The organism is Tenacibaculum sp. MAR_2009_124 (assembly GCF_900105455.1).
Classification (GTDB): domain Bacteria; phylum Bacteroidota; class Bacteroidia; order Flavobacteriales; family Flavobacteriaceae; genus Polaribacter.
The window spans coordinates 177,804-204,024 of the sequence record NZ_FNSF01000001.1; the positions used below are offsets into that span (position 1 = coordinate 177,804).

25 protein-coding genes are annotated in these 26,221 nt (G+C 31.3%); 10 read left to right on the forward strand and 15 right to left on the reverse strand.

What is annotated here, in order from left to right; genetic code table 11:
- The first annotated feature begins 22 nt into the window (after positions 1–22).
- Positions 23–952: a cupin-like domain-containing protein gene (locus tag BLW23_RS00170; protein WP_093667239.1), complete on the forward strand. Its 930-nt coding sequence runs from the start codon at positions 23–25 to the stop codon at positions 950–952.
- A gap of 282 nt (positions 953–1,234) precedes the next feature.
- On the opposite strand, the gene BLW23_RS00175 is transcribed toward BLW23_RS00170, so the two are convergent.
- The 13 genes from BLW23_RS00175 to BLW23_RS00235 all read right to left on the reverse strand — a co-directional run bounded on the left by BLW23_RS00175 (position 1,235) and on the right by BLW23_RS00235 (position 13,804).
- The gene (locus BLW23_RS00175) at positions 1,235–1,927 is read right to left on the reverse strand and encodes a nitroreductase family protein (RefSeq protein ID WP_093667240.1); all 693 of its coding nucleotides are present in this window, start codon (positions 1,925–1,927) and stop codon (positions 1,235–1,237) included.
- A gap of 139 nt (positions 1,928–2,066) precedes the next feature.
- Entirely contained in the window at positions 2,067–2,561 is a 495-nt protein-coding gene (locus BLW23_RS00180; RefSeq protein WP_093667241.1) for a YdeI/OmpD-associated family protein, read from the reverse strand.
- A gap of 19 nt (positions 2,562–2,580) precedes the next feature.
- Positions 2,581–3,471, reverse strand: a complete 891-nt coding sequence (locus BLW23_RS00185) for an alpha/beta hydrolase (RefSeq protein ID WP_255362688.1) — start codon at positions 3,469–3,471, stop codon at positions 2,581–2,583.
- Between the two features lie 54 nt (positions 3,472–3,525).
- Positions 3,526–4,665, reverse strand: coding sequence for a geranylgeranyl reductase family protein (locus BLW23_RS00190; protein WP_093667242.1), 1,140 nt, complete (start codon positions 4,663–4,665; stop codon positions 3,526–3,528).
- Positions 4,666–4,769: 104 nt separating this feature from the next.
- The gene (locus tag BLW23_RS00195) at positions 4,770–5,783 is read right to left on the reverse strand and encodes an endonuclease/exonuclease/phosphatase family protein (RefSeq protein WP_093667243.1); all 1,014 of its coding nucleotides are present in this window, start codon (positions 5,781–5,783) and stop codon (positions 4,770–4,772) included.
- A gap of 63 nt (positions 5,784–5,846) precedes the next feature.
- Positions 5,847–6,719, reverse strand: a complete 873-nt coding sequence (locus tag BLW23_RS00200) for a rhomboid family intramembrane serine protease (RefSeq protein WP_093667244.1) — start codon at positions 6,717–6,719, stop codon at positions 5,847–5,849.
- A complete protein-coding gene (locus BLW23_RS00205) occupies positions 6,712–7,941 on the reverse strand; it encodes a tetratricopeptide repeat protein (protein ID WP_093667245.1) in 1,230 nt (409 codons plus the stop codon). Before BLW23_RS00205 ends, BLW23_RS00200 begins: the two co-directional genes overlap by 8 nt.
- A 5-nt stretch (positions 7,942–7,946) precedes the next feature.
- A complete protein-coding gene (locus BLW23_RS00210; RefSeq protein WP_093667246.1) occupies positions 7,947–9,254 on the reverse strand; it encodes an ATP-binding protein in 1,308 nt (435 codons plus the stop codon).
- 6 nt (positions 9,255–9,260) lie between these two features.
- On the reverse strand, positions 9,261–9,989 hold the full coding sequence (locus tag BLW23_RS00215; protein WP_093667247.1) for a rhomboid family intramembrane serine protease: 729 nt from the start codon (positions 9,987–9,989) through the stop codon (positions 9,261–9,263).
- Between the two features lie 72 nt (positions 9,990–10,061).
- Positions 10,062–12,014 carry a DNA mismatch repair endonuclease MutL gene (gene mutL / locus BLW23_RS00220; RefSeq protein WP_093667248.1) on the reverse strand — a complete coding sequence of 651 codons (1,953 nt, stop codon included), beginning with the start codon at positions 12,012–12,014 and terminating at the stop codon, positions 10,062–10,064.
- Between the two features lie 3 nt (positions 12,015–12,017).
- On the reverse strand, positions 12,018–12,302 hold the full coding sequence (locus tag BLW23_RS00225; protein ID WP_093667249.1) for a riboflavin synthase subunit beta: 285 nt from the start codon (positions 12,300–12,302) through the stop codon (positions 12,018–12,020).
- 187 nt (positions 12,303–12,489) lie between these two features.
- Positions 12,490–12,996: a 6,7-dimethyl-8-ribityllumazine synthase gene (ribH, locus tag BLW23_RS00230; protein WP_093667250.1), complete on the reverse strand. Its 507-nt coding sequence runs from the start codon at positions 12,994–12,996 to the stop codon at positions 12,490–12,492.
- A 25-nt stretch (positions 12,997–13,021) separates the two neighbouring features.
- Positions 13,022–13,804: a tetratricopeptide repeat protein gene (locus tag BLW23_RS00235; RefSeq protein ID WP_093667251.1), complete on the reverse strand. Its 783-nt coding sequence runs from the start codon at positions 13,802–13,804 to the stop codon at positions 13,022–13,024.
- Between the two features lie 112 nt (positions 13,805–13,916).
- On the opposite strand from BLW23_RS00235, the gene recF reads away from it, so the two are divergent.
- Complete coding sequence (gene recF, locus BLW23_RS00240) at positions 13,917–14,996, forward strand: DNA replication/repair protein RecF (RefSeq protein WP_093667252.1); 1,080 nt, start codon at positions 13,917–13,919, stop codon at positions 14,994–14,996.
- Positions 14,997–15,099: 103 nt separating this feature from the next.
- Complete coding sequence (locus BLW23_RS00245) at positions 15,100–15,411, forward strand: DciA family protein (RefSeq protein ID WP_317039297.1); 312 nt, start codon at positions 15,100–15,102, stop codon at positions 15,409–15,411.
- A gap of 66 nt (positions 15,412–15,477) precedes the next feature.
- Here BLW23_RS00245 and BLW23_RS00250 read toward each other — a convergent pair whose 3' ends face one another.
- Together BLW23_RS00250 and BLW23_RS00255 are read right to left on the reverse strand one after the other, a co-directional pair.
- Positions 15,478–15,897 (reverse strand): nucleoside-diphosphate kinase, encoded by a 420-nt coding sequence (locus BLW23_RS00250; protein WP_093667253.1) that lies wholly within the window; start codon positions 15,895–15,897, stop codon positions 15,478–15,480.
- A 64-nt stretch (positions 15,898–15,961) separates the two neighbouring features.
- Positions 15,962–16,972 carry an alkaline phosphatase D family protein gene (locus BLW23_RS00255; protein ID WP_093667254.1) on the reverse strand — a complete coding sequence of 337 codons (1,011 nt, stop codon included), beginning with the start codon at positions 16,970–16,972 and terminating at the stop codon, positions 15,962–15,964.
- Between the two features lie 79 nt (positions 16,973–17,051).
- On the opposite strand from BLW23_RS00255, the gene BLW23_RS00260 reads away from it, so the two are divergent.
- The 7 genes from BLW23_RS00260 to BLW23_RS00290 all read left to right on the forward strand — a co-directional run bounded on the left by BLW23_RS00260 (position 17,052) and on the right by BLW23_RS00290 (position 26,119).
- Positions 17,052–18,080 (forward strand): DHH family phosphoesterase, encoded by a 1,029-nt coding sequence (locus tag BLW23_RS00260; RefSeq protein WP_093667255.1) that lies wholly within the window; start codon positions 17,052–17,054, stop codon positions 18,078–18,080.
- On the forward strand, positions 18,070–18,603 hold the full coding sequence (gene gldI / locus BLW23_RS00265) for a gliding motility-associated peptidyl-prolyl isomerase GldI (RefSeq protein ID WP_093667256.1): 534 nt from the start codon (positions 18,070–18,072) through the stop codon (positions 18,601–18,603). The genes BLW23_RS00260 and gldI overlap by 11 nt, the downstream gene beginning before the upstream one ends.
- Before the next feature lie 5 nt (positions 18,604–18,608).
- A complete protein-coding gene (locus BLW23_RS00270; RefSeq protein WP_255362689.1) occupies positions 18,609–19,334 on the forward strand; it encodes an FKBP-type peptidyl-prolyl cis-trans isomerase in 726 nt (241 codons plus the stop codon).
- A gap of 60 nt (positions 19,335–19,394) precedes the next feature.
- A complete protein-coding gene (locus BLW23_RS00275; protein WP_093667258.1) occupies positions 19,395–20,435 on the forward strand; it encodes a peptidylprolyl isomerase in 1,041 nt (346 codons plus the stop codon).
- 1 nt (position 20,436) lies between these two features.
- Positions 20,437–21,000, forward strand: coding sequence for a phosphatase PAP2 family protein (locus BLW23_RS00280; RefSeq protein WP_255362690.1), 564 nt, complete (start codon positions 20,437–20,439; stop codon positions 20,998–21,000).
- 133 nt (positions 21,001–21,133) lie between these two features.
- Positions 21,134–23,161, forward strand: coding sequence for an NADPH-dependent 2,4-dienoyl-CoA reductase (locus tag BLW23_RS00285; protein ID WP_093667259.1), 2,028 nt, complete (start codon positions 21,134–21,136; stop codon positions 23,159–23,161).
- Between the two features lie 372 nt (positions 23,162–23,533).
- Entirely contained in the window at positions 23,534–26,119 is a 2,586-nt protein-coding gene (locus BLW23_RS00290) for a hybrid sensor histidine kinase/response regulator transcription factor (RefSeq protein ID WP_093667260.1), read from the forward strand.
- Positions 26,120–26,221 lie beyond the last annotated feature (102 nt).

The window sequence follows — 26,221 nt, forward strand, 5'->3', positions numbered from 1 at the left end:
ATTAATATTTAAAAATAACCAAATGAAAATACCTAGAGTTAGTAATATAACAACAGAAAAATTTATAGAAGAATACATTGTAGGCAATAAACCCGTTATCGTAACCGATGGAATGAAAAATTGGGATATGAGTAAGTTTTCTCCAGAACATTTAAAAGAAGCTTTTGGAGAAGAAAAGGTGCAAGTATATGATGACCTATTTAATTTGCAGAACATACAATCGTTAAAACAATATATTGATAACAATTTTGATAGAAAGGAAGAAGATGGTTTGTCCGATCAGTATATGAGATGGTATACTAAATTAAAAGAAGTAGAGTATTATTGGTCTGATAAAGTTTTTGATGCTTTAAAAGATGCTTGGAGTCATCCATATTTTATTCCAAATACTTCTTTAGTAATTCCGAGTAATGCTAACGCAGAAGAAAGAGTTGTAAACGAATTTCACTATCCGTATAAAGGCTTGTTTATTTCTGGAAAAGGTTCCAGAACAAGACTCCATAAAGATCCTTTTGCCAGCAATGCTGTACTATGTCAATTCTATGGAGAAAAGAAAATTTATTTATTTGATCCGAAGAAAGAATCAAGTGTAATGAATGGGAAAGAGTTTGTAGATGTTATGAATCCAGACCATGAAAAGTTCTCAAATTATGCTAACATTACGCATGATTATGAAGATACTTTGTCTCCAGGTGAAATCGTATTTTTCCCTTCAGGGTGGTTTCATGATGTAACTTGTGAAACAGATAGTATATCTATAACATGGAATTTTGTTCATGAAACACAGTTAAATGTATTTTGCAAGCATGTAGCAAAAAATCCAGATGATGATCAATTGGAAATAGCTAAGTATTTCTTGAAAAATGAAGTTAAAGAAGATGAAAAGGCCAGAGATTTAATACTTTTCTTAAAAAAGAAGTTTAAAACTAAAAAGCAAAAAGCTCTAGTTTAAAAGTAGTATCAATACAATTGTGGTAGATAGAATTGAGATTAAAAACGGAGTACAATTCTTTTTATACTTCATATGGTTGTACTAATTCCTGAATTTAACTCACTCATGCCATTTGCTAGAAATACAGTGATTATTTTTTAGAACTTTGAGATAAGTAATGAGGGCTCTATTGACATGAATCTCGTTACTTAGACGCTAGGGACAAAGTCTTTTCGTCTAACAAACATATAAAAACTACACTACTGAATGAAGTCATATGTTTAAACATATGACTTCATTTTTTTATTCGTAGAAATGACAAACTTGATCAATTGATTTTCTATCTAGTTTAGGTACATAAGCATTGTCTTCTGCATAGCCAACCGGAAATAGAATAAAAGCCCTTTCATTAGCGGGTCTGTCTAAAAGCTTAGCTAAAAAGTTCATGGGACTTGGAGTATGCGTAAGAGTAACCAGACCAGCGTTGTGAATTGCCGAAATCATCATTCCACAGGCAATACCTACAGATTCGTTTACATAATAGTTATTATGTCTACTGCCATCTTCATCAATTTCATAAACTCTTTTAAAAGCAACAATAATCCAAGGAGCATTTTCAATAAATGGCTTATACATATCAGTTCCTAAATGAGCTAAATCTTCTTTCCAGCGATCACTCATTCTAACTTCATAACCAAGTTTTTCTTCAATTTCTGCTGCTTTTCTTAAACTTGATTTTAAGGACGCATTTGAAATTGCACAAAATGTCCAAGGTTGTTTGTGAGCCCCTGAAGGAGCTGTTGAAGCTGATAAAATAATATTTTCAATAATCTCTTTTGGAACAGGTTTATTGGAGAATTCTCTGACGGATCTTCTTTTGTTAAGCCAATCAAAATAATCACGACTTCTTTCAAGCATTTCATTTTCGTCATAGCGTAAAGGTTCATAGGTAATGTGGTCAAAACCCTTAACGTTTTTTGCGTCTGGTGCTTTCATAATTGGGGGTGAATTTTAAGTTTTTGCTCTTCAATGTAATGAAAAAAAAAGAATAATTAAAATTACAGTACTGGAATACAGTGTTTTGGATGGTTTTTCCGATGGTTTGCTATTGAGGTATTACTAGTGAATTTATTGCTTAAAATTGAATATTATCTTCTTTTTTGAGGTTATGGAAAACTTTATTCATCATTTCAAGTATCCGTTTAGCTTTTGTTTCGTTAGTTTTTACGTTATAAACCCAATCGAGGTATGTTTTTTGTTGCCCTTCCGAAAATGCTAAGAAATTGGTAAGTGTTTGTTTCGGTTCATTATCAAAACAAGCCATTATTTCATTTGGAATAATAATGGAAGAAGTATCAATATCAAGAGTTATATGGACATAATCTCCCGCTTCCTTTTTAATTACTTTTCGAATAGCTGCTTTAACAGGAAGAAACAACTTTCCATTTCCCATAGGCATTAATTTATATTGTTTTAAGGAAAAAGTATCGATACTTCCTTTTACTTTTACCCAACCAAAAGGATTGTTTTTATTTTGTGATATTTCTGGAATTTCGGCATAAGTCCAGCCTCCTTTTCCAGGAAATTTTTGCAGGAGATATTCTGCATTCACTAAATGTTTCTTGGTCATAGAGAGATGTTAGTATAATCTATTTCTTTTTCTCTGAACCAAAAAATAGCTCCAAAGCATTATATACAGCTTGATGCAAGGTATCACCGTGAGTTTTATTCTTTAAAAAATCAAAATGTAATGTTACATTGGTTGTTGTATCGGTTTTTAAATGTTCATAAAGATCCTTAGCAACACGTTCCATTACTTTTCCTTCGGTACCAACAGCTATATAAACCTTCTTATGCTCACTATGAATCATTGGAGTTGTTTTCTGAAGTTTTTCATCATCCCACCATAAACTCGGACTCACAATGAGATAATTATCAAATAAGTTAGAGTTTTTAAAAAGAATCTCAGTAGCCAAAAGTCCACCTAAAGATTGTCCGATAAGAGTTTTTACATTTGTGGTTCTGTAGCGTTTATTAATAAAAGGTTGTAACTCTTTTTCAATAAAGGAAATAAATTTTCCAGAATGACCTTGAGTTGGTAATTCTCTTTGGTCTATTTCATTTCCAGAAGGATAAGTGAAATCCCTTTTTCTATCAACATTAGCTATTCCAACAACAATAGTTTCTGGAAGTATACCAATCCATGAAAATGACAAAAATTGAACCGCTCCAGCTACGTGAATAAAATCTTCATCGGAAGAACCATCCAATAAATAAATAACAGGATACTTCTTTGATTTATTTTTATCATAATTGTGAGGAAGGTAAATATTTAGAATTCTGTTTTCATTTAATTCTGAAGATGGTAATTGAATGATTTCTCCAATAGAAAAATCTCCTTTACGAACAAAGGAATCATTCTTTTGAGCAAAACTTGAAATTGATAAAAATAGTACGAATAGAACCGTAAAACGTTTTAATGGTAGTAGCATAGTAAGAAATGAAATATGAAAATTGAAATCATCATTGAATGTTTCCATGTATATTCAATGATGATTTTAATAGTGTATTTTGATAAAGAACTTTTTTAAGAATTAAAAAACTAGTTCTTTAATCTTATTTTTAATTGTTTTTTTGATATCAGTAGGGTAGCTTCTGTTTCCGTGAAAAACATCAGCCATGGCTTCGCTAAATCGCTGTCCGTATTTTTTCAATAATAGATTACGTATTGTTTTTTGCTCATAAAACCATTTAGAGAGCCATAATCCTGTTTTAATTTCTGGTAGAAGTTGGTTTTCTATTTTTTCAACATATAACTTTCCCGCGAGGTCTTTTTCTTGATTACTTTCAATGATAGCCTCAGCAGCAAGTTTACCACTGTATATTGCATTGGAAATTCCTTCAGCGGTAATAGGATCTGCAAAACCAGCGGCATCTCCAATTAAAAACACATTGTTTTTTACAAAACCATCAGTTCGTGGTGAAACTGGAATTTGAAAACCATGTTGAGATTCGCTTACGATATCTGAGATGCCAAGAGTCGTTAAATATTCTTTATAAAACTTCTTTAGATTTATTTTTGTTCTTCTGGCGGAGGCAACACCAATTGATAAATGTTTTTTCTTTGGAAAACTCCATGCATAACCATAAGGAATAGCGTCAATATCAAAACGTACTTCTTTGGACAAACGTTTGAAATCTTCGTCTGAAACTTCAATTTCATATTCCAAGGCAGGTATTAGTTTTCGCGTGTCTTCTTTCCAGCCAGCTAATTTAGCTGTTGGACTTAAAGCACCGTCAGCTGCGATAACGAAGTTAGCACTAAGCTTTCCCTGAGATGTCTCCAAGATAATTAAGTCATCTTCGAAATTTATTTTCGTAAGTTTATGATTTTCGAGAAGTGTTGCTCCAAATTCTTTAGCTTTTTCTGTGATTAAATTGTCAAAAGAATCGCGCATAATCATAGAGATAGTTGGATCCTCTCTTTCCGTTTTAAAGTGAAGCTTTTCTCCTAAATAAATATCTATCGTCCTAAATTCTTTTTCGACAACATCTGTAATATCAAAAGGTAAATCTTTACGCCCTCGAAAAACAAAACCACCACCACATGTTTTATATCTTGGTAAAGTTTCTTTCTCAATGATAACTGTTGAAATGCCTTTTTTGGCTAAATGAAATGCTGTGGAAGCTCCGGAAGGACCGCTACCAATTACAGCAACATCAAAATGATTCATAAATAAAAATTTGGTCTTTGGTAAAAATACAGTTTTTATTTAGAACAAGGAGAAATATAGCAATTAGCTAAGCAAGTTGATTAGTGTTTGAAAATAAGTTTCGATTACCAATTCAATCGGCTCATAATAGGAAAGTGATCCGATAATTTCACCTTACTATAGGTTTTAAATTGATTAATATTAGCATCTGTATTGGTTAAAATAAAATCGATGCGCATAGGATATACATATCTAAAAGTTTTTCCTAAACCAATTCCTCGCTCAATGAAAGCATCTTTTTTGTTATTCGCGAGTTTTTTATACACCCAAGAATAGGCCGAATTATTAAAATCTCCACAAATTATCTTTTTACCCTTCCAGCTATATTCATGTTGAATAATTCGTTCAGTTTGATCAGCTTGTTTTTTAAAACCATTGGCCAATCGTTTGAACAGGCGTTCAGAATCTTTTTCACCAAAATTCTCCTTATTCGGATTTATTTTCAAAGATTCTAAATGCACATTATAAACTCTGATCGTATCATGATTTTTAACAATGTCAATAAAGATTGTATTGTTAGCACTGTTTTCAAAATTTAAAGAACCTGAATTAATAATAGGATATTTGGAGTAAATGGCAAGGCCAAATTTATCTTTTGCCGATTTTGTTTTAATGAATTTATGAGGGAGTTGAATATCAATCATATCAGATTGGTAAAACTCTTGAAAAGCAATAATATCAGGAGATTCATTGTTTACAAACTCGTAAATCTTTTGTTCTGTGGTGACGTCTTTATTCCATTTATAGTAATTGAACATTCGAACATTGTAGCTCATTACTTTCAAATCGTTGGTTAAAACCACTTCTTTATTTGAAAATTTAATCAAGGGTGGTGCTAAAAACCATCCCAATATTAAAACAAATGCAGAGAGTAATACGTTTTTATGGAGTTTAATAATCCAATAGATTAAAAAACCTAGATTAGTGATAACAAGAAAAGGAACAAAAAGACTAAAAACCGTTAAAGAAGGTAGGCTATTAGGAGATATATAAGGAAGGAAAAACGACAATAGTAATGCGGTAGCAAGTATTGAGTTTATAAAAAATAAGAGCGTATTAAAAATTGATCGTTTTTTCACACTAATAGATTGGTTTAATTGAATCCTAAAAACTTCTTTTTTTTAAGTAAAATGAAATTTTAGCTAATTTTTTCCTTGTCTGAACAAGAAATCTTTCTCTTCTTTTGACAGTGTTTCATAGCCTGATTTACTTATTTTATCAAGTATAGAATCTACTTCTCGTTGGTTTGATGATTTGTTTGATTCGTTGGTATACGTATTTTTCTTACCAGAATTATAAACTGTTTTTAATGGAGCCTTTTTTTCTTTCTTTTTAAAGATTTCTGTTAAGGAATTAAAGATAGTAATTTCTTTATTGCTAGCATAACTTACATACATAAAACCAAACAAAGCGCCACCAAGATGTGCTAATCTACCTCCAGTATTACTCACCGGAATTTGTATGATATCAATAGCTATCCAAATAGCAGCAAGAATCCATAGTTTCACAAAGCCAATAAGAGGGAACTTAACTTCATAGTTAGGCATGTAAGTGGCAACTCCAATAAAAATCGCTGAAATACCTGCAGAAGCTCCTATTAAAATACTTCTATCAGTGTCGTTTTGAAGCGCTGGAAAGAAATTATAGCTAATCATAAAAATGAGACCACCGAACAATGTTCCGTATAAATAGAAATCTAGCAGTTGCTTAGAGGTGAAATATTGTTTAAATAAATTACCTATAAAAAATAAGGCGATAAGATTGAATAAAATATGAAGAAAACCAGCATGTAAGAAACCATAGGTAATCAAAGTCCATGGTTTATACAAAAAATCGTCGAAACTAGCAGGTAATGAAAGCCAGTCTATTAAAAAATTACTTTTTGTATTAAACAAAAAGCCAAAGGTATTTACAATGAAAACCATTAAAAACAACGCTAGGTTGATATAAATTAGTTTTTCAACAATACCTGCGTATTTGAATTTATGTTTTATGTTTTCGAGAATATTATTCATTGTCTGTGTTTATAAAACCACTTAGCCAAGTGTACGCGACAAACATTAGTATTGGTACAACAATGGAAAGGTTCATATCAAAAATAACATTTAATGGGACTAAAAGCAATATTAAAATACCATAGAATAAACCTATGTTTCTAAATGATAAATTTTGCCTTTGAAGTGAATGCGTAATAGGAATAATACTACAAAATATCGTTGTAATTAAAAAAAGTAGATAGCTATCCGGAGATATATAATAAATAATGACGGATGAAGTGCCAAGAAAGAAAAGTAATATAAAAGCTATAGCTGCATTTTTATCTTTTGAATCTAAGAGAAACTTGGTATATGTATTACTTAAAAGAATTGCATTCGAAATGGGGGTTATTATCCAAGTCCCCAATACAAATGAAAAGTAGATAAAAATAATTATTGGAACTATGAAAGTTAATCCTGCATTTTCACTTAAGTTTAGAGATACACGATAAATTAGATACAAACCAATAAAAATTCCCCATCTATATTTAGAAGATTTTTTTTGCATCCAGAAAGAATATTTTAGAAAATATCTATAAATGGAGTTTTGAGCTTTTATAGACTCTAACATTCCTTCTCTAGCATATTCGTTTTCAGGATCGTGTTTTAAAGATTCTTTAAAATGAATTTGTGCTTTTTTATGATTATCTAATTCGAGGTTGACCCAACCAGCATTGGCATGTGTAAAGTCATCATCTGGGTTATCCTGTAACGTGTTTTTAATTGTTTCAAAAGCCTCTTCCTTTTTATCAAGCTTTGTTAGAGCTTTTGTCCTTGCATTAAGGCAAATTTTATTCTTAGGATCAATATTTAGCCCTTTATTGGAAGTGTTTAGCGCTAGTGTAAATTGTTTTTTCGAAATTTCGATAAGTGATTTATGCCCAAAATAAGTCGCTTCATAAGGGTTTATTGAAATGCTATTCGTTATAAAGTGATGAGCTTTTTCTACGTGATTATTAGTTAAATGATATATAGAAGCCAAATAATGACTTTCACTTCTATCTGGAAAATTACTTATCAAAGCTTCAGAAGTAGTTTTCATCTGACTGAGATTATTCAAGTGATAATAACATAAAGATAAATAATACATTGAATAGAAATCATCAGGAGTTTCTTGAAGTGCTTCTTGAAATTTTTTAGAAGCATCAGTGAACCTATTAAGTTCATATAGCTGAATTCCTCGTTCGTAGTTGTTTCCCATATCAATTATTTCTTAATTTTTAAATAAGAGAGGACTTCATCATATAAACCAGATTCATTAGAATAAAGAGCATAATTTTTAGCTGAATTAAACCATTCTGTTGTGCTAGGTTTATGTTTTTTTATGGCTTTATTTAAAGTATTCATCGTTAGAGGCTCCAAGATTCCAGTATCAAATGATTGCTGAATTTTTTCTTCTACAGCAATATCAATTACTGCTTGAATATCAGCCCCTGAAAAACCTTTTGTTAACCTAGATAGCTTATCCAGTTGAACACCTTCTGTTGGTTTTTCTTCTAAATAAATGTTAAAAATTTCTTTTCTGGCTTGTTCATCTGGAGGAGAAACGAAAATGATTCTATCAAATCGACCTGGACGTCTAAATGCGGGGTCCAGATACCAAGGAGTATTAGTTGCTCCTAATATTAAGATACCATCATTTTTTGATTCTATACCGTCAAGTTCTGAAAGAAATTGATTTATTATTGTGCGACTTCCACTCCGATTTAAATCACTTCGATTGGCTCCTAGGGCATCAATTTCATCAATAAAAATAACACACGGCTTATTTTTTCTAGCTACTTCAAATATTTCGTGAAGATTTTTTTCACTACTACCAATCCACATATCTAAAATATCATTGATACCTATGCTTATAAAGTTAGCGTCAATTTCTCCAGCAGTAGCCCTAGCTATATGTGTCTTTCCACATCCAGGAGGGCCATATAAAAGAATTCCTCCGCCAGTTTTTTTTCCATAGGCTTTATATATTTCTGGATGTTTAAGTGGATGGATAATCTTCAGCGAAATTTCCTTTTTGATTTCCAACAGACCCCCAATATTTGAAAAATTAATATTTGGTTTTTCGATTGAATTTATTCCATCTTCATCGATTTCGTCTTGAATACCAACTTGTGTTAGTCTTAGTTTATTATCAATATCAGAATTGGTATAATTGGGGTCAATTTCTAAAATTGATTTATATATTTCTTGAGCTTCTTGTAAATCGTTTAATTCAATAAATGTTTTGGTATACAATTCTAAAAAAGAAATATTGTTGGCATTAGATGGAAGGATTTCCTCCAAAATAATTAAAGAAGCATTGTGTTTTTTTTGAGAAAAGTAAACTTTAGCAAGTGCAAACTTGGCCTCAATATTATCATTATCAATTTTCAAAATATGTAAAAATTGATCTTCGGCATTTTTAAAATCAAGTATGGCGTCATAACATTTACCTAGTCTTAATCTAATGGGAATATTATTAGGAGATAGTTTCAATGCTTCGGTTAAATCATTTATTAATTCTTTGTACATAGATGCTTATTTTATTTTTTTCCAGTAGAATGTTATTATAAAACCAACAATGGCTCCACCCACGTGGGCAAATCTACCAACATTATCTCCTGGCAGGCTAAAAATTCCCAATACTAGATCAGAGATAATTAATGAAATCATTATCAATTTATTTGGAAGAGGGAATGGTATAGGGAAAATTAGTATTTTATGGTTAGGGAAATAAACAGCAGAAGCTGCGAAAATACCAAAAATAGCTCCAGAGGCTCCAAGTGCTGAAGTATTAAATATGGTTACAATTTTGGTGAATTGAAGTTGTGTGATTGCACCTGCTAGACGGGGATCACTAGTTTGTTGAGCATTTAAAATATCAATTATCTCGGTATCGGTTAAACCAGCATTGACGAATATCTCATATATGGGATTGAATTGAAAATAATGTACTGCCGTATGTATCAAAGCTGCACCAATTCCTGCTGAAAAATACAGAAAGAGAAATCGTTTTGAACCCAATAGATATTCAACGGAACTACCAAACATCCATAGGCCAATCATGTTAAAAAATAAATGTCCAAAACTACCATGCATAAATATACTAGTGAAATACTGCCAAAATTGGAATAATTCATTTTTAGGAAAATGAAGGTTAAAGAAATTCGATAAATCTAAATTTGTAATTTTCGGACCGATAAACATTATCAAATTAATTATAACTAAATGTTTTATTGTATCGGTAAGTTTTGGAAACTGTATCATTTTCTAATTATCTAGGAAATTAAATCAAGTATATCAATAAAATTACTTAATCTTTTTGATCATTAAAATTATTTATTTGTTAAAAATACTATCAATTTCTTGTAATGAAAGCGTTTTAAAAATAGGTTTCCCGAAAGGAGAGATTGAAGGCTCTTTACAAGAAAAAAGGTTGTTAACCAAGTTCTCTTGCTCTTTCAGCGACAAAACCGTTCCTGTTTTGATAGCTAATGACTTGGCAAAAGATTTAGCCATAACATCAAAATGACTAAAACTAGCGTCAGGAACTTCTAATTTAATATCATCTAAAAGCTGTTCTAAAATTAACGTTATCTGACTTTCGGTAATAGAAGTTGGAATACCACCAATAATAACACTTTCTTTGGTGAATTCATCAAACATAAAACCGGCACTTTCTAAGTCTGATTTAATGCTGTAAATCATCTCAATATCACTCGATGAAAAAGAAATGGTTACAGGAAACAAAAGTTGTTGACTACTTGCTTCTTTTACGGTTATGTTTTCTAAAAACTCTTCATATAAAACTCTTTGGTGAGCTAAAGATTGGTGTATAAGTACCACACCAGATTTAATAGAGCTTAATAAATATTTCTTTTGAATTTGAAATGTTTTTCCCGTTTCTGTTTCTTGAGCAGATTCAAATAATTGTTCTTGTTGAGTAGATTCAAAAGAAGTGAAATTGGAACCAGAAGAAATGTCTGAATCAATATTGAAACCAGAATTAGATTCTGAATTTACACCAGATTCAAAATTCGATTCTGTATATAAAGCTTCCCAGCTACCTGGATCTTTTTTATAATTCCCTTGATAGTTGTTTTGCGAATAATTTGAAGAATTTGAACTATGTGAAGATGAGTTAGAATCTTTTTTTGGCGTGGATTCAAAATTTCCCTCAGTTTTAAATGGATTAAAATTTGGATCTACAGTAATTGGAGGAACCGATGGTACTTCATTTTTACTGTAATTATAAGGAGTGTCTAAATTGGCATCTCGTTCAAAATCTAAAACGGGAGCCACGTTATATTGTCCTAAACTATGTTTTACAGTGGCTCTTAGAATTGCATAAAGTGCTTTTTCATTATCGAATTTAATTTCAGTCTTCGTAGGATGAATATTAATATCGATGGTATTTGGAGGCACGTCTAAGTATAAAAAGTATGAAGGATGAGCCGAATGTTCTAATAAGCCTTCAAAAGCATTAACTACGGCATGATTGAGGTAAGAACTTTTGATAAAACGATTGTTGACAAAAAAGAATTGTTCTCCACGCTTCTTTTTGGCAAATTCTGGTTTTACAACAAATCCAGCTACGGTTATAATATCCGTTTGCTCATTTATAGGAACCAATCGTTCGTTCATTTTATTTCCGAAAATAGCAACAATACGTTGACGTAAATTACTTTTTCTTAAGTTGTATACTTCGTTATTATTATGATGTAATAAAAAGGAAATATCAGGATGGGTAAGTGCTACCCTTTGAAATTCATCAATTACATGCCTGGTTTCTATTGAATCAGATTTAAGAAAGTTTCTTCTTGCGGGAATGTTAAAAAACAAATTCTTTACAGAAATACTAGTTCCTTTAGAGGTGGATACTACTTCTTGTGAACAAATTTTACTTCCTTCTATTTTAATTTGAGTACCCAGCTCTTCATTTTCCTGCTTCGTTTTTAGCTCTATATGAGCAATGGCAGCAATGGAAGCCAAGGCTTCTCCACGGAACCCTTTGGTATGAATATTAAATAAATCTTCAGCCTTTTTTATTTTAGATGTTGCGTGACGTTCAAAAGAAAGACGAGCATCTGTAGTACTCATTCCTTTGCCGTCATCAATTACTTGTATTAATGTTTTACCAGCACCTTTTAAAAGTAATTTTATAGAGGTAGCTCCAGCATCAATTGCATTTTCAAGTAATTCTTTAACCACAGATGCAGGGCGCTGCACAACTTCTCCTGCAGCTATTTGGTTGGCCACATGATCGGGTAATAATTGTATTATATCAGACATTAATTAATTATTCTTGGGTATAAAAATAGAAAGATCAAAATCAATAATATATAGAAAAATAAATACTAAGATGGCTATGGTAATGAGAATCGTTTTGTTGAATCCTCCAAATTCTGAAGATTTAAATTCGTCAAGAGCAGCGCTAAATTTTCCCTTTAAACTTTTTCGTTTTCCAACGGTAGTTCTAAATTCATCAAACTTATGTCTAAACTCATAAGGATTGTTATCTCCTTTATAATAACGAGGTTGGTAATCAAACTTCTTATTTTCTCTTTTAATAAATCCCATAAAATTGTTGTTTTTTTAAGGTCAATGACAACAAAAATTGCACCATAATGAGTAAAAATCAAAGTTACTGAAATAAAAATAGGTCATCAAACATTATTAAAAAATTAGTTGGTTGTATATGAATGACCTACAAAAAAGAGCCTACAGAAGTTTCTATAGGCTCTTTTAATATTCTATATAAGAGGTTTTAAAATCCTAAACTGTTTGATTTAACCTCTTTGTTTTTTAAAGCGGCCATTTTAATTGCAGCTACGGCACATTCAATACCTTTGTTTCCTAATTTCCCTCCAGATCTGTCAATAGATTGTTGTTTTGTATTGTCGGTTAATACACAAAAAATAACAGGAACATCATATTTTATATTCAAGTCTACAATTCCTTGGGTAACACCATCACAAACAAAATCGAAATGTTTAGTTTCTCCTTGAATAACGTTTCCTATAGCAATAATTGCATCAACTTTTTGTGTTTGAATCATTTTTTTACATCCGTATACCAATTCAAAACTACCAGGAACATCCCATGATACTATGTTGTTATTTGTAACGCCACAATCTATAAAAGTGTCAATAGCTCCTTGATGAAGATTTTTAGTTATTTCAGGATTCCATTCTGAAACAACAATCCCAAATCGAAAAGGTTTCGCATTTGGGATTGTTGCTTTATCGTAATAAGATAAATTTGTTGTTGCCATATTTATATTGTAATCAAATCATCATTTATTGTGCATATTTAGCACTGTTGATATACTTTTCAATGTCTCTTCCTTGATCAGTCTTCGAGTATTGATCTTTAATTTTCGTAAAGAAACTCTCGGCTTTACTGTATTCTTTTAATTCCATTGCTGTTTGACCAGCTTTAAATAAGAATAAAGGAGTCGTAAATTCATTGTTTGTTTTGTTGGCTGCCTTTTCGTAGAACTCTAAAGCTTCTTTTGATTGATTGATGTCAGCAAAAGCATCACCAATAGCACCTAGTGCAGTTGGGCCTAAGATTTCGTCATCCGATTCAAAATTACTTAAATACTCGATAGCTTCAGAGTATTTTTTCATTTTTAAATAAGAAATACCAGCATAGTAGTTTGCTAAATTTCCTGCTTTGGTACCACTAAAAGATTCTGCAATATCAACAAAACCATATTTTCCATCTCCTCCTTCTAGTCCTAAATTGTAAAGTGAATCCGCCGCTACACCAGCAGAAGTTCCAGCTTGATCAAAAAAGTTTCTAGGATAAGCTAATTCATTTGAAGCTTGTCTTTCAGTTGGCTCTGCTACATATTTAGTATAAGCAAGGTATCCAAGAATAATAACGGCAATAGCAACTAAACCATAAAATAGAGGCTTGTTGTTTTTTTCAATCCATTCCTCAGATTTGTTAACTGCTTCGTCTAAATTATTAAATACTTCAGCTGTTGTACTCTGTCCTTCATCAAATGTCTCTTCAACTTCCTTAACAACCTTTTCTTTTTTCGGTTTATACCCTCTTTTCTTATATGTGGCCATATTGCTTTCAAATTAGTGCCGACAAAAATAGTTTTTTTAATTGGATTTTAAAAGCTGATTTTCCGTAAATTTTCAATATTTTGCGCTACCTTAAAAGAAACTCATTTTTTACATGTACTTGCAAAAGATTTCATTAGTAAATTATAAGAATATAGCGTCTAAAACATTCGATTTTCAAAAGAAAATCAATTGTTTTGTGGGAAATAATGGAGTGGGAAAAACAAATGTACTCGATGCCATTTATTATTTATCATTTGCGAAGAGTTATTTTAATTCAGTAGCAGTTCAGAATATTCAGCATGGTGAAGATTTTTTTATGATTGAAGGAAATTACCTGTTACATGAGAGAAATGAGAGGATTGTTTGTTCTTTAAAAAAGGGGCAAAAAAAAGTATTAAAGAGAAATGATAAAGCCTATGAGAAGTTCTCAGATCATATAGGGCAATTGCCATTGGTAATTATATCTCCAGCGGATAGGGATTTAATTGTTGAAGGAAGTGATACTAGAAGAAAATTTATCGATGGAGTAATTTCTCAGCAAGACAAAAAGTATCTGCAAAGTTTATTGGCCTATGGAAAGGTTGTTCAGCAGCGAAATGCTTTATTGAAATATTTTGCGGCAAATAGAACTTTTGATGCTTTAAATTTAAAAGTGTATGATGAGCAATTAATTCAATATGGTACAGTAATTCATGAGAAAAGGAAAACGTTTTTAGAACAATTTGCTCCTATTTTTATTGAGAAGCATGGGGTTATTTCGGGAAATGAAGAAAAAGTGAATTTAAAGTATAAAAGTCAATTGTTTGAAAACGATTTTGAGAGTTTATTAACAAAAAGCCTCGAAAAGGACAAAATGTTGCAATATACTTCTGTAGGAATTCATAAGGATGATTTAAGTTTTGAAATAGGAGAATATCCAATTAAGAAATTTGGTTCTCAAGGACAACAAAAATCGTTTTTAATAGCTTTAAAACTGGCTCAATTTGAATTTATAAAACAACAAGTAAATATTACTCCGATTTTATTATTGGATGATATTTTTGATAAATTAGACGAAAATAGAGTTACACAAATCCTTGAGTTGGTAAATCAAAAAGATTTTGGACAAATATTTATAACCGATACTCACGCCGATAGGACGAAAATGGTTATTGAGAAGAGTAATCAGGAGTATCAGATTTTTAAGCTATAAAATTCTTCCGGTAGAATTTATTGGCAATAATTAATACTATTTTAAAGGTAATTTACAGATTTTGAATTACCATGTTGAAAATAACTAAAATAAACTTATTCAAGTGAAAAAAGACGGAATGACGAAAAGAGAAAATGATAGTTTTTCTATAAAGGAATTGATGAATTTGTTTATAGAGAAGAGCAATCTGAAAAATGGATTTCAGAAAATCCATATAGAAGAGGCCTGGAGTAAATTAATGGGAGCAGGTGTGGCTTCTTATACCGACGGGGTAAAATTACAAAATGGAACCCTATTCGTACGGTTAAGATCTTCAGTTTTACGAGAAGAACTTAGTTATGGAAAAGAAAAGATAGCAAGAATGCTCAATGAGGAAATGGGAGAAGAAATTGTCAAAAGAATTATGCTAGTTTAATAGATACATAAAAAAAACTCGTTATTTTCATAACGAGTTTTTTTTATGTATTAAATAATGTTTTAATTAAAACATTTCTCTTCCTGAAAAGTGGAAAGCTCCTTCGATAGCAGCATTTTCATCAGAATCAGATCCATGAACAGCGTTTTCACCTATTGAAGTAGCATACAGTTTACGGATAGTTCCTTCAGCAGCTTCAGCTGGGTTAGTAGCTCCAATTAAAGTTCTGAAATCCTCAACAGCGTTATCTTTTTCTAAAATCGCAGCGATAATTGGTCCACGAGTCATGAACTCAACTAATTCACCAAAAAATGGACGCTCATTATGAATAGCGTAGAAAGTTTCGGCATCACGCTTAGTCATTTGAGTTTTTTTCATTGCTACAATTCTAAAACCTGCAGCGTTAATTTTTTCTAAAATAGCACCAGTATGTCCGTTTTCAACGCCATCTGGTTTAATCATTGTAAATGTTCTATTTGTTGCCATCTTTAAAATATCTTCTAAATTTTTTAGTCGCCGCAAAAATACATTTTTTAATGTTATTCACAAGTTAAGGATAAAATTGTGTAAACTCTTGCAATACATGCTTGTCTTCTCCCATCATTTTAAAGATAACTTTACGTTCCTTGAAGTTAAATTTGATAAGCCCATAACTCCTAGAATTAACAACATTGCCCTTCCTTAATTTATTCGGTTCATAAGTGTAAGATTCATAAGAATGTGTTAGTCCACTGGAAGTAAAGTCTATTAAAGGGTATTTTAATGAGTTTAATTGTAACGTAGAAAATTCAGAAATATGACGATCTCCAGACAAGAAAATAATGTTTTTACTTTTTGACTTTTTAATTAATGAGAAAAGTTTATCCGTTTCTGTTGGAAAGTTAGCCCATTTTTCAAAACCATGTTCGGCGGACAGAATTTGAATGCTACTAACTAGTATCGTAAAATCAGATACATTAGTGTTAAGCTCGTTATTTAACCATTTCCATTGTTGCAAGCCTAAAATAGTTCCTCCATTTTTATTTGGTTGATATCGTTTGTTTTTTTCTTTTGACTTAGTTAGGGGTGATCTAAAATAACGAGTATCAAGAAGAATAACTTTAATAGTTCCATCTGGAGTTTTAAAAATTTTCGAATGATAAATTCCTTCACGTTTGCGTCGAGGAGAATTAGCAGGTACATTCAGAAAATCGAGAAAGAGTTGTTGACTTTCTTGCTTTTTTTCAAATTCTTCGCCGCCATCATTAACTCCGTAGTCATGATCATCCCAAGTGCCTAAAATTGGAATACTTTGGGTAAAAGCTGAGTATTCTATGTTATTCTTTTGCTGTTCGTATAATAGGCGCATTTTTTCCATGTTATCGGTATCGGCATAAATAGTATCGCCTCCCCAAATCCATAAATTAGGAGATTGCTCCATTATATTTTCCCAAAAAGGGTTTGTCTTGTTTTGATCGTTACAAGAGCCGAAAGCAATGGTAAATGTTGACGTTTGTGAAAATGTAAATTGATTGAAAAGTAACCAAAATATTAAAAGAATAAAGTAGTTATTATTGTTCATTATTATGCGTTTGTCGCTAAATAACAAAAACAAAATGAGACAAAGTTTAATAGAAGTTTAATTTGTATCTTCGCGACTTATGATTTTGAAACAGTTTAACGAATTAAAAGAGTTTTTATCTAAGCCCCAACAGGTTGTTATTATAGGGCATAAAAATCCTGATGGAGATGCTGTGGGTTCGACTCTTGGATTGAAACATTATTTAGACAAAAAAGGACATAAAGCTCAGGTGTTAATGCCTAATGAATACCCAGATTTTTTGCACTGGATACCGGGGTCAGAAACGGTATATCGTTTTGATCGTCAAAATAATCAGTGCGTCAAATCATTAAAAAAATCTACCATTGTTTTTTTGTTGGATTTCAATGCATTGCATAGAGTGGGACAGGATATGCAAAATACATTAAATAAATATGAACATGATTTTGCTCTCATAGATCATCACCAACAACCTGATGATTTTGAATATATGTATTCAGATACAGCAATGTCTTCTACTTGTCAAATGGTATATAATTTTATCGAAATGATGGGCGATGTAGATATGATCGATAAAAATATTGCTACTTCCTTATATACTGGAATTATGACTGATACTGGATCTTTTCGATTCAGATCTACAACCAGTAAGACGCATAGAATAATTGCTGATTTAATTGATAAAGGCGCTGAGAACGATAAAATTCATAGTAATGTAAACGATTCTAATACCTATAGTAGATTGTTACTTCTTGGTCAAGCATTGACTAATTTAGAGATTTTACCTGAATATAAAACGGCATTTATTACTTTGTCTGAAGAAGAAAAGGATAAGTACAATTATGAAAAAGGTGATACAGAAGGAATTGTTAATTATGCCTTGTCATTAAAAGGAATAGTGTTTGGAATCATTTTTATTGAAGATGAAGAACAAGGGATTATTAAGATTTCGTTTAGATCTAAAGGGCAATTCTCAGTAAATCAATTTGCCAGAAACTACTTCAATGGAGGAGGACATGACAATGCCTCAGGTGGTAGAAGTGAATTAAATATGGATGATACGTTAGCAAAATTTAAATCATTGCTACCAAAGTATAAAAGTGAATTATTAACCTCTTATGAAAGTTAGGATATTATTTTTAGTAACATTTATGTTTTTGTTTTCTTGTGGTGAACCAGTTGCAAGAAAACCGAAGAAGCATGGAACTACTAATTTTTATAAAGAAGTAATTAGAAAAAATAAAAAGTTGAATGGACTCGAAAAAAGTAGATTAGAGTCTTGGATACGTAAAGATACCGTTCATGTATATGAGGAAAGTACTCAAGGGTACTGGTATTATTATAACAAAAAAGATAGCGTACAATCAATATCTCCGAAGTTAGAAGATGTAGTTGAAATAGAGTTTGATATTAAAAATATTAAAGGAAATTTATTGTATGAGAAAATGAAACGTTCCTATAAAGTAGATAAAGAAGATTTTATTCCGGCACTTCAAGATGGAATAAAATTGATGAAAAAGGGAGAAACTATTACATTTGTCATTCCTTCATACAGAGCATTTGGTGTTTCAGGTGATGGAAACAAAATAGGAATCAACCAACCAATAAAAAGTACAGTAACGTTAATAGACATAAAAACAAATCAACAATAATGAAAATGACTAAATTTTTAATCGCTACTCTTGTAGGGATTTCAGTAGTTTCTTGTAGTAATGGTCAATATAATTCTAAAAAATCTTTAGAAAATCAAGTAGATACCATAAGCTATGCAGTAGGATTAAACATGGCAAATCAAATTAAAGCTAATTTTGAAGAGGTAAATGAAGATTTATTTATTCAAGGATTTAAAAATGGAGTAGATTCTACCAATATGCTATTGGATGCAAAAGAAGTTCCAAATATTCTTCGTAATTATTTTCAAAAGAAGAATGAGGAAAGAATGAAGAAAATGCAAGAGGAGCAGGCTAAAAAAGCGGAAGCTGAATTTGGAGAATTCAAAAAGGAAAATGAAAAATTCTTAGAAGAAAATAAAACTAAAGATGGAGTTGTAACTACGGCTAGTGGATTACAGTATTTAGTTTTAAATGAAGGAGAAGGAGAAAGTCCAAAAGAAACTTCTAAGGTAAAAGTTCATTACCATGGTACTTTAATTGATGGAACTGTATTTGATAGTTCTGTAGAAAGAAAAACACCATCGGAGTTTTTTGTAAATAGAGTAATTAAAGGTTGGACTGAAGGTTTACAGTTAATGAAACCTGGCGCAAAGTATAGATTTTTTGTGCCAAGTGACTTAGCTTATGGTGCTACTCCAAGACCAGGAGGAAAAATAAAGCCTTTTGCAACGTTAATTTTCGAAGTAGAGCTTCTAGAAGAGGTTAAATAATAAAATGAATAGAATAAGGTTAGTAAATTTACTAACCTTATTTGTTTAAAATCTATTAAAATGAAATTGTTTAAAATATTATTCATTATAACTATTGTTTTTGCATCGTGTAAAACGGCAAAGTATCCGAATTTAGATAATGGGTTATATGCAGATATTCAAACCAATCGTGGAGATATTTTAATAAAATTACACGAAAAAGAGGTTCCTATGACAGTGGCAAACTTTGTGTCGTTAGCTGAAGGTAGTAATCCTAAAATGACTGATTCTTTGAAAGGGAAGCCTTATTTTGATGGAACCAAGTTTCACAGAGTTATTAGTGATTTTATGATTCAAGGAGGAGATATAACGGGTACAGGAAGAGGGAACGCAGGTTATAGATTCGCTGATGAATTTCCGTTGAACGAAAAAGGAGAGTTAATATACAAACATGATAAAAAAGGAGTGCTATCAATGGCTAATTCTGGGAAAAGTACAAATTCGAGTCAGTTTTTTATTACTCATAAAGCTACACCTTGGTTGGATGGAAAGCATACTATTTTTGGACAAGTTAAAGTAGGTCAAAACATAGTTGATACTATACAAAAAGATGATTTTATTAATCGTGTTGATATCATACGAATAGGTAAGGAAGCCAAAAAGTTTAAAGCGGAAGAAATCTTTCAGTTTGAATTAACAAATGTAGAGCAAAGAGAAGAGGAAAGAAAGAAAAAACTTGAAGAGGCTAAAGCGAGATTCCAAAAAGAAAAAGGAATCGAGAATGCCGTTTCTACTGATTCTGGATTAAAAATATTATCAATTCAAAAAGGAAAAGGAAAAAAAGTAAATCCGGCAATTCCTACAACAGTGCATTACACGTTGTACTTAACAGATGGTAAAAAAATAGCATCGAGCATTGATGAGAATAAGCCATTTGTATTTACAATTGACAAACAAAGTTTAATAGCTGGTTGGAAAGAAGGAGTAAAAACAATGAGAGAAGGAGATAAATCGAGATTTTTCATTCCTTATTATTTAGGGTATGGAGATAAAGGTGTTGGACCAATACCATCGAAATCTGATTTAGTATTTGAAGTAGAAGTTTTAAAAGTAGGGAAGTAGTTTGATTGATGAAATTTTACAGTTAGATAGAGAGCTCCTGATTTTTTTAAATAGCTTAGGAACTGAAACATTTGATAGTTTTTGGCTAACCATAACAAATCAGTTTACATGGACTCCATTATTTCTTTTAATACTCTATTTTGTATTCAAAGAGTTTGGTGTAAAAAAAGGGATATTCACTTTTTTGTTCATTATCGTTCTAGTAGCTTTTTCAGACCAATTTACAAACTTGATTAAAAACACAACCGAAAGATTAAGGCCTTGTAATACTGAAAATTTACGCGGGTACCTAAGGCAATTTACATACAAGCCAGGAGGTTTTAGTTTTTGGTCGGGTCATGCCTCATTGTCGACGGCTTTTAGTGTGTTTGTTTACCTTATTTTTAAAGGTAGAATAAAATACATAAAATGGATATTTATTTTTCCTATTGTTTTTGGATTAAGCAGAGTTTATTTAGGAGTACATTACCCGATAGATATAACTTGTGGTTATATAGCAGGAGGGATAGTAGGATATACCTTTTACATACTTTATAGAAAACTATTTGAAGCTGTTTTTAAGTAGGCAGCTGAATATATCATAGCAATAAAAAAAGGAGCATTTCAAAACGAAATGCTCCTTTTTTTGTTTTAATAGTTAAAATATTAGTATCTTGCATTTACTATGCATGCATAGTAAATTTTAAATTTAGCTGATTATGACCAAATACAAACATATTTTCGAACCATTAGATTTAGGCTTTACCACTCTTAAAAACAGAATTTTAATGGGGTCAATGCACACAGGATTAGAAGAGGAGAAAAATGGCATTGAGAAAATTGCGACCTATTATGCAGAAAGAGCGAGAGGAGGAGTAGGACTTATTGTTACAGGTGGGATTGCTCCTAATATACAGGGTTGGACAGCACCTTTTTCGGCGAGAATGAGTACTAAAAAGCATGCTAGAGAACATAAGGCAATAACAAAAGCCGTTCATGATGAAGGAGGTAAAATTTGTATGCAAATACTTCATGCTGGTCGTTATGCTTATCATCCTTTAAGTGTTGCTCCTTCAGCTGTAAAAGCGCCCATAAATCCATTTAAACCATTTAAATTACAGAAATCAGGAATCAAAAGAACAATTAATGATTTCGTAAACTCGGCAAAATTAGCCAAAGAGGCTGGTTACGATGGTGTTGAGATAATGGGGTCTGAAGGGTATTTAATCAATCAGTTTATTGTAAAAAGAACGAATCAAAGAATAGATGATTGGGGAGGAGAATACAAAAATAGGATAAAGCTTCCAATAGCATTGGTGAAAGAAACGAGAGAAGCGGTAGGAGAAAACTTTATAATTATTTATAGACTTTCAATGCTTGATTTAGTGAATAACGGAAGTTCATGGGAAGAAGTAGTACACTTAGGTAAAGAAATTGAAAAAGCTGGAGCGACCATTATAAATACAGGGATTGGATGGCATGAATCAAGAATTCCTACAATTGCGACATCGGTTCCTAGAGCCGCATTTACTTGGGTTACAGAGAGGATGAAAAAAGAGTTGTCAATTCCTTTAATTACTTCTAACAGAATTAATATGCCTAATGTAGCAGAAAAAGTTTTATCGGAAGGTCATGCCGATATGATTTCAATGGCGCGTCCATTTTTAGCAGATTCAGAATGGGTGAATAAAGCAAAAGAGGAACGAGAAGATGAAATAAATACATGTATTGCTTGTAACCAAGCATGTCTTGATCATGTTTTCGAGAATAAAATAGCAAGTTGTTTGGTTAATCCGCGTGCTTGCCATGAAACTGAATTGAATTATATTAAAACGGACAGTGTAAAGAAAATAGCGGTTGTAGGAGCTGGACCAGCAGGTCTCGCTGCGGCTACTGTTGCAGCCCAAAGAGGTCATGATGTTACCTTATTTGATGCAGATACAGAAATAGGTGGGCAATTTAATATAGCAAAGCAAATACCAGGGAAAGAAGAGTTTTATGAAACCATTCGCTATTTCAATAAGCAGATAGAATTACATGGTGTAAAGTTAAAATTAAACACAAAAGTAGGGGTAGATGATTTGGCTAATGGTGATTTTGACGAGGTTGTTTTGGCAACAGGAATATCTCCAAGAATGCCTCGAATTGAAGGGATAGATCACGAAAAAGTTCTTAGTTATATAGATGTTTTAAAGCACAAGAAGAAGGTTGGAGAAAGGGTAGCTGTTATTGGAGCTGGTGGAATAGGTTTTGATGTGTCTGAATATTTAACTCATGAAGGAGAAAGTACAAGTGTTAATATTGATGCTTGGTTGCAGGAATGGGGTATTGACAAAACTCTTGAGTCAAGAAGTGGTATCGAAAATATGAGTCCGAAAATTCATCCATCTTCAAGAGAAGTTTTTATGTTTAAAAGAAGCGCAGGTAAGTTTGGAGGGAATTTAGGAAAAACAACAGGCTGGATTCACAGAACAAATTTGAAGAAGAAGAAAGTTCAGTTTATCAAAGAAGTTCAGTATACTAAAATAGATGATCAAGGATTGCATTATTTGCAAAATGATGAGGCAAAATTATTAGAGGTTGATAATATTATCATATGTGCAGGCCAGGTACCTTTCAAAGAATTGTATGAACCTTTAAAGTCAAAAGGAGTAACCGTTCATGTTATAGGAGGAGCTCACATTGCGGCGGAGTTAGATGCTAAAGAAGCTATAAATCAAGGAAGTAGGTTGGCGGCCGTTTTGTAGTTGTCAATAAAAATTACTATATTTATTATAATTATCATTAAAAATGATATCGGCTAAAGCCCCCATCGAGTCAAGTTTAAGTTGATGATGCGGGGCTATTTTTAATATAAAAATCGGAGGATCTCCTTTATTTTTTAAGGAGTAGCATTAGAGATAAGCTTATAAAATACAATTGAGAATTTTATTGATTGTTTTTTTTGCAAAAACTAATTATATAAAATCTGGTTTTACAAACACCTTTTGAAATGGTTTTTTGTTTCTTTACTCGCTAATAAATAGAAAGTTATAAGCTTTCCTTCATAGACTTTTTAATGGTGGTTTAAGTAAACGAATGCAGAACTTAAAAGGGTGATTATAAAAGGGGATTTCAGAATGATTTTAGCGGCACAAATAGTGTTATTGTTAGGTGCTTGTACTTTTGAGAAAAAAAAGACAAGTGAATATGAAATAACTATAATGACCCTTAAAGAATTTGATTCTATTAGAGATAATTTATCATATGCTAAATTAGATCCAGATCAAATTTCAGAAACAATACGAAGGTTAACAAAAGAAGTACAATTTTCCAAAAACTCTAACGAAACGGCTAAACGCAATCGTTTATTAGCTATTTATTATTTAATTTTTGCAGATTATCAAAAAGCAAACGAGCGTTTCGATACGGTAGGTAAATATTATAAAAAACACGCTAAATGGAAGCAATATGTTTGCATTAGTAAGTTAAGGGCAATATCCTATAGAGGTCAAGGTAGGTATTCAAAAATGGAAGAAGTTTTGAAGGAAGCCATTGAAATATCAAAAGAGCAGGACGTGATTCCATATGATTTGCTGCCTATTCACGAGCTTTCCGTTTATTATAGTTACGATATCGGAAATCCTATGAAAGGAATTGAGTATGGTAAAATTTTTATAGATAAACTCAAAAAATACGACACAATTAAAGAAGAAAGACGTGCTTATGATTCTATTAAGGGGCATAATTTAAATATTCTTCTTTTAAACTTAACAAGGTCTTATATAGAAACAAGACAACTGGATAAAGCTGATGAGAATTTGAAGTTTTTAGAAAACGAATTCACAAAAGTTGGAGATGTAGAGAAAATAATGAGGGTTTATAGCAATTATATAGATTATTACGTTAAAAAGTCGGATACGAATAAAATACAAGAATATAAAGAAAAGTATTTTAAGTATAGTCATAAATTCAATGATTCACTTATAACAATCAATAGAAGAATTTCCGAAGCAAATCTTCAGTTAATGAAGAAAGAAAAAAGTAATTTAATGGAGGATGGAGAGAGCAATAGAAAAGTTTTAGTAATAGCGTTCCTGGGAACTCTATTGTTGTTAATTTTTCTGTTTGAGAGATATTTTTTAAAACTTAAATATGAAAAGGAAGGGGTTGAGCTTGCTTTAGAAAATGAGCAAGATTTTAAGAAGTTTAGAGCTTCTTTATTTATTAATATCGCTCACGAAATACGAACACCATTGTCTTTAATTCTTGGGTATATTGACTTGTCTACAGATAAAACTATTAATAGAGAAGAATTAAAAAAATACCTTAAAGAAATTAGAAGAAAGAGTAATAAAGTAATTGATAATGTTTCTGAGGTTATATCTCTAATAAAAGAAGATAAACCAAAAGAAGAGGTGAAATTGGAAAAGGTAATAATAGAACCTCATTTGCAACAGTTATTCTTTTCTTTTGAAGGAATTGCAAAAATTAAACAAGTTAAGCTTGAGTATAATGTAAAATTACCCGAGAATTACTTTTTGGAGACAAATCTTAATAAACTAGAAAGTCTCGTAAATAATTTAGTAGGGAATGCTATTAAGTTTTCACCAAAATATGCAACAGTTTTTTTTAATGCCCAAATTAAAAACAACACATTTTATATTGAGGTAAAGGATCAAGGAAGTGGAATAAGTAAGGATAATCAAAAAAATATTTTTAATAAGTTTTATCAGGAAGAAAAGACAGGTAAATCTGAGGGATTTGGAATTGGTTTGGCTATTGTAAAAGATATTGTTGATACCCTAAAAGGTACGATATCCGTTGAGAGTGAAACTTCTGAAGGTGCTGTTTTTATACTAGAATTCCCTATTTCGGGAAATACTGAACTTTCACAAATTAATACCATTACTAGACAATCGAAAATAGAAGAAAAACCAAAAGAAGAACAAAGGTCAAATGGTTTTAAACAAAAAAACAGATTGTTAATAGTTGAAGATAACCCTTATATGGTTGATTATTATGAAAAAGTACTTTCAAAAGAGTATCAATGCGATTTTGTGTTTAATGGTGTTGAGGGAATTGATAAGTTGAAAAATAATAAGTATCATCTCGTAATTTCTGATTTAATGATGCCAAAGATGAATGGGATTGAATTTAGGCAAGAGATGAGAGGAGTTTTAAAAGACAATAATACTCCTTTTATAATGGTTACGGCTTTAGATTATGAAGAAAACAAGGTAGAAGCCTTTAATATTGGTGTAGATGATTATGTGGTTAAACCTTTTAGCAAAAGCGAGTTATTGGCAAGAATAAATTGCTTGATTGAAAATAAACAAAGAAGAGAGGAGTGGAATAAATTAGAGAATGAGGAAGAGAGTGTAGTTGAAACTTATAATGAAAAAAAACTGAAACATATAAAGGGAATTATTTTAGAAAGTATTCATAAAGATGATTTTACTGTAACTGCTTTAGCGGAATATGTTAACTTAAGTCAACGGCAATTAGAAAGAACCATTAAAAGCCTTACTGGACTCACTCCTGTTAAATTCATTCTTGAGGTTAAATTAATAGAAGCTTATAAAAAGATAAAAAACAAAGAAGAGGAAGATGTCAATAACATACGATACTCAACTGGTTTTAAAAGCGCGTCTTATTTTTCAGTAAAGTTTAAAGAACGTTTTGGGGTTAATCCAAGTGAATTACTAAGAGAAGAATTGAAATAGAAGTTAAAAGAAAAAGAAGATTAAGAGCAGAAAATTAATAAATGGGAATACGGAGATAGAGATACCTGTGTTCATTATAAATATATGAATATAAACTAGTAG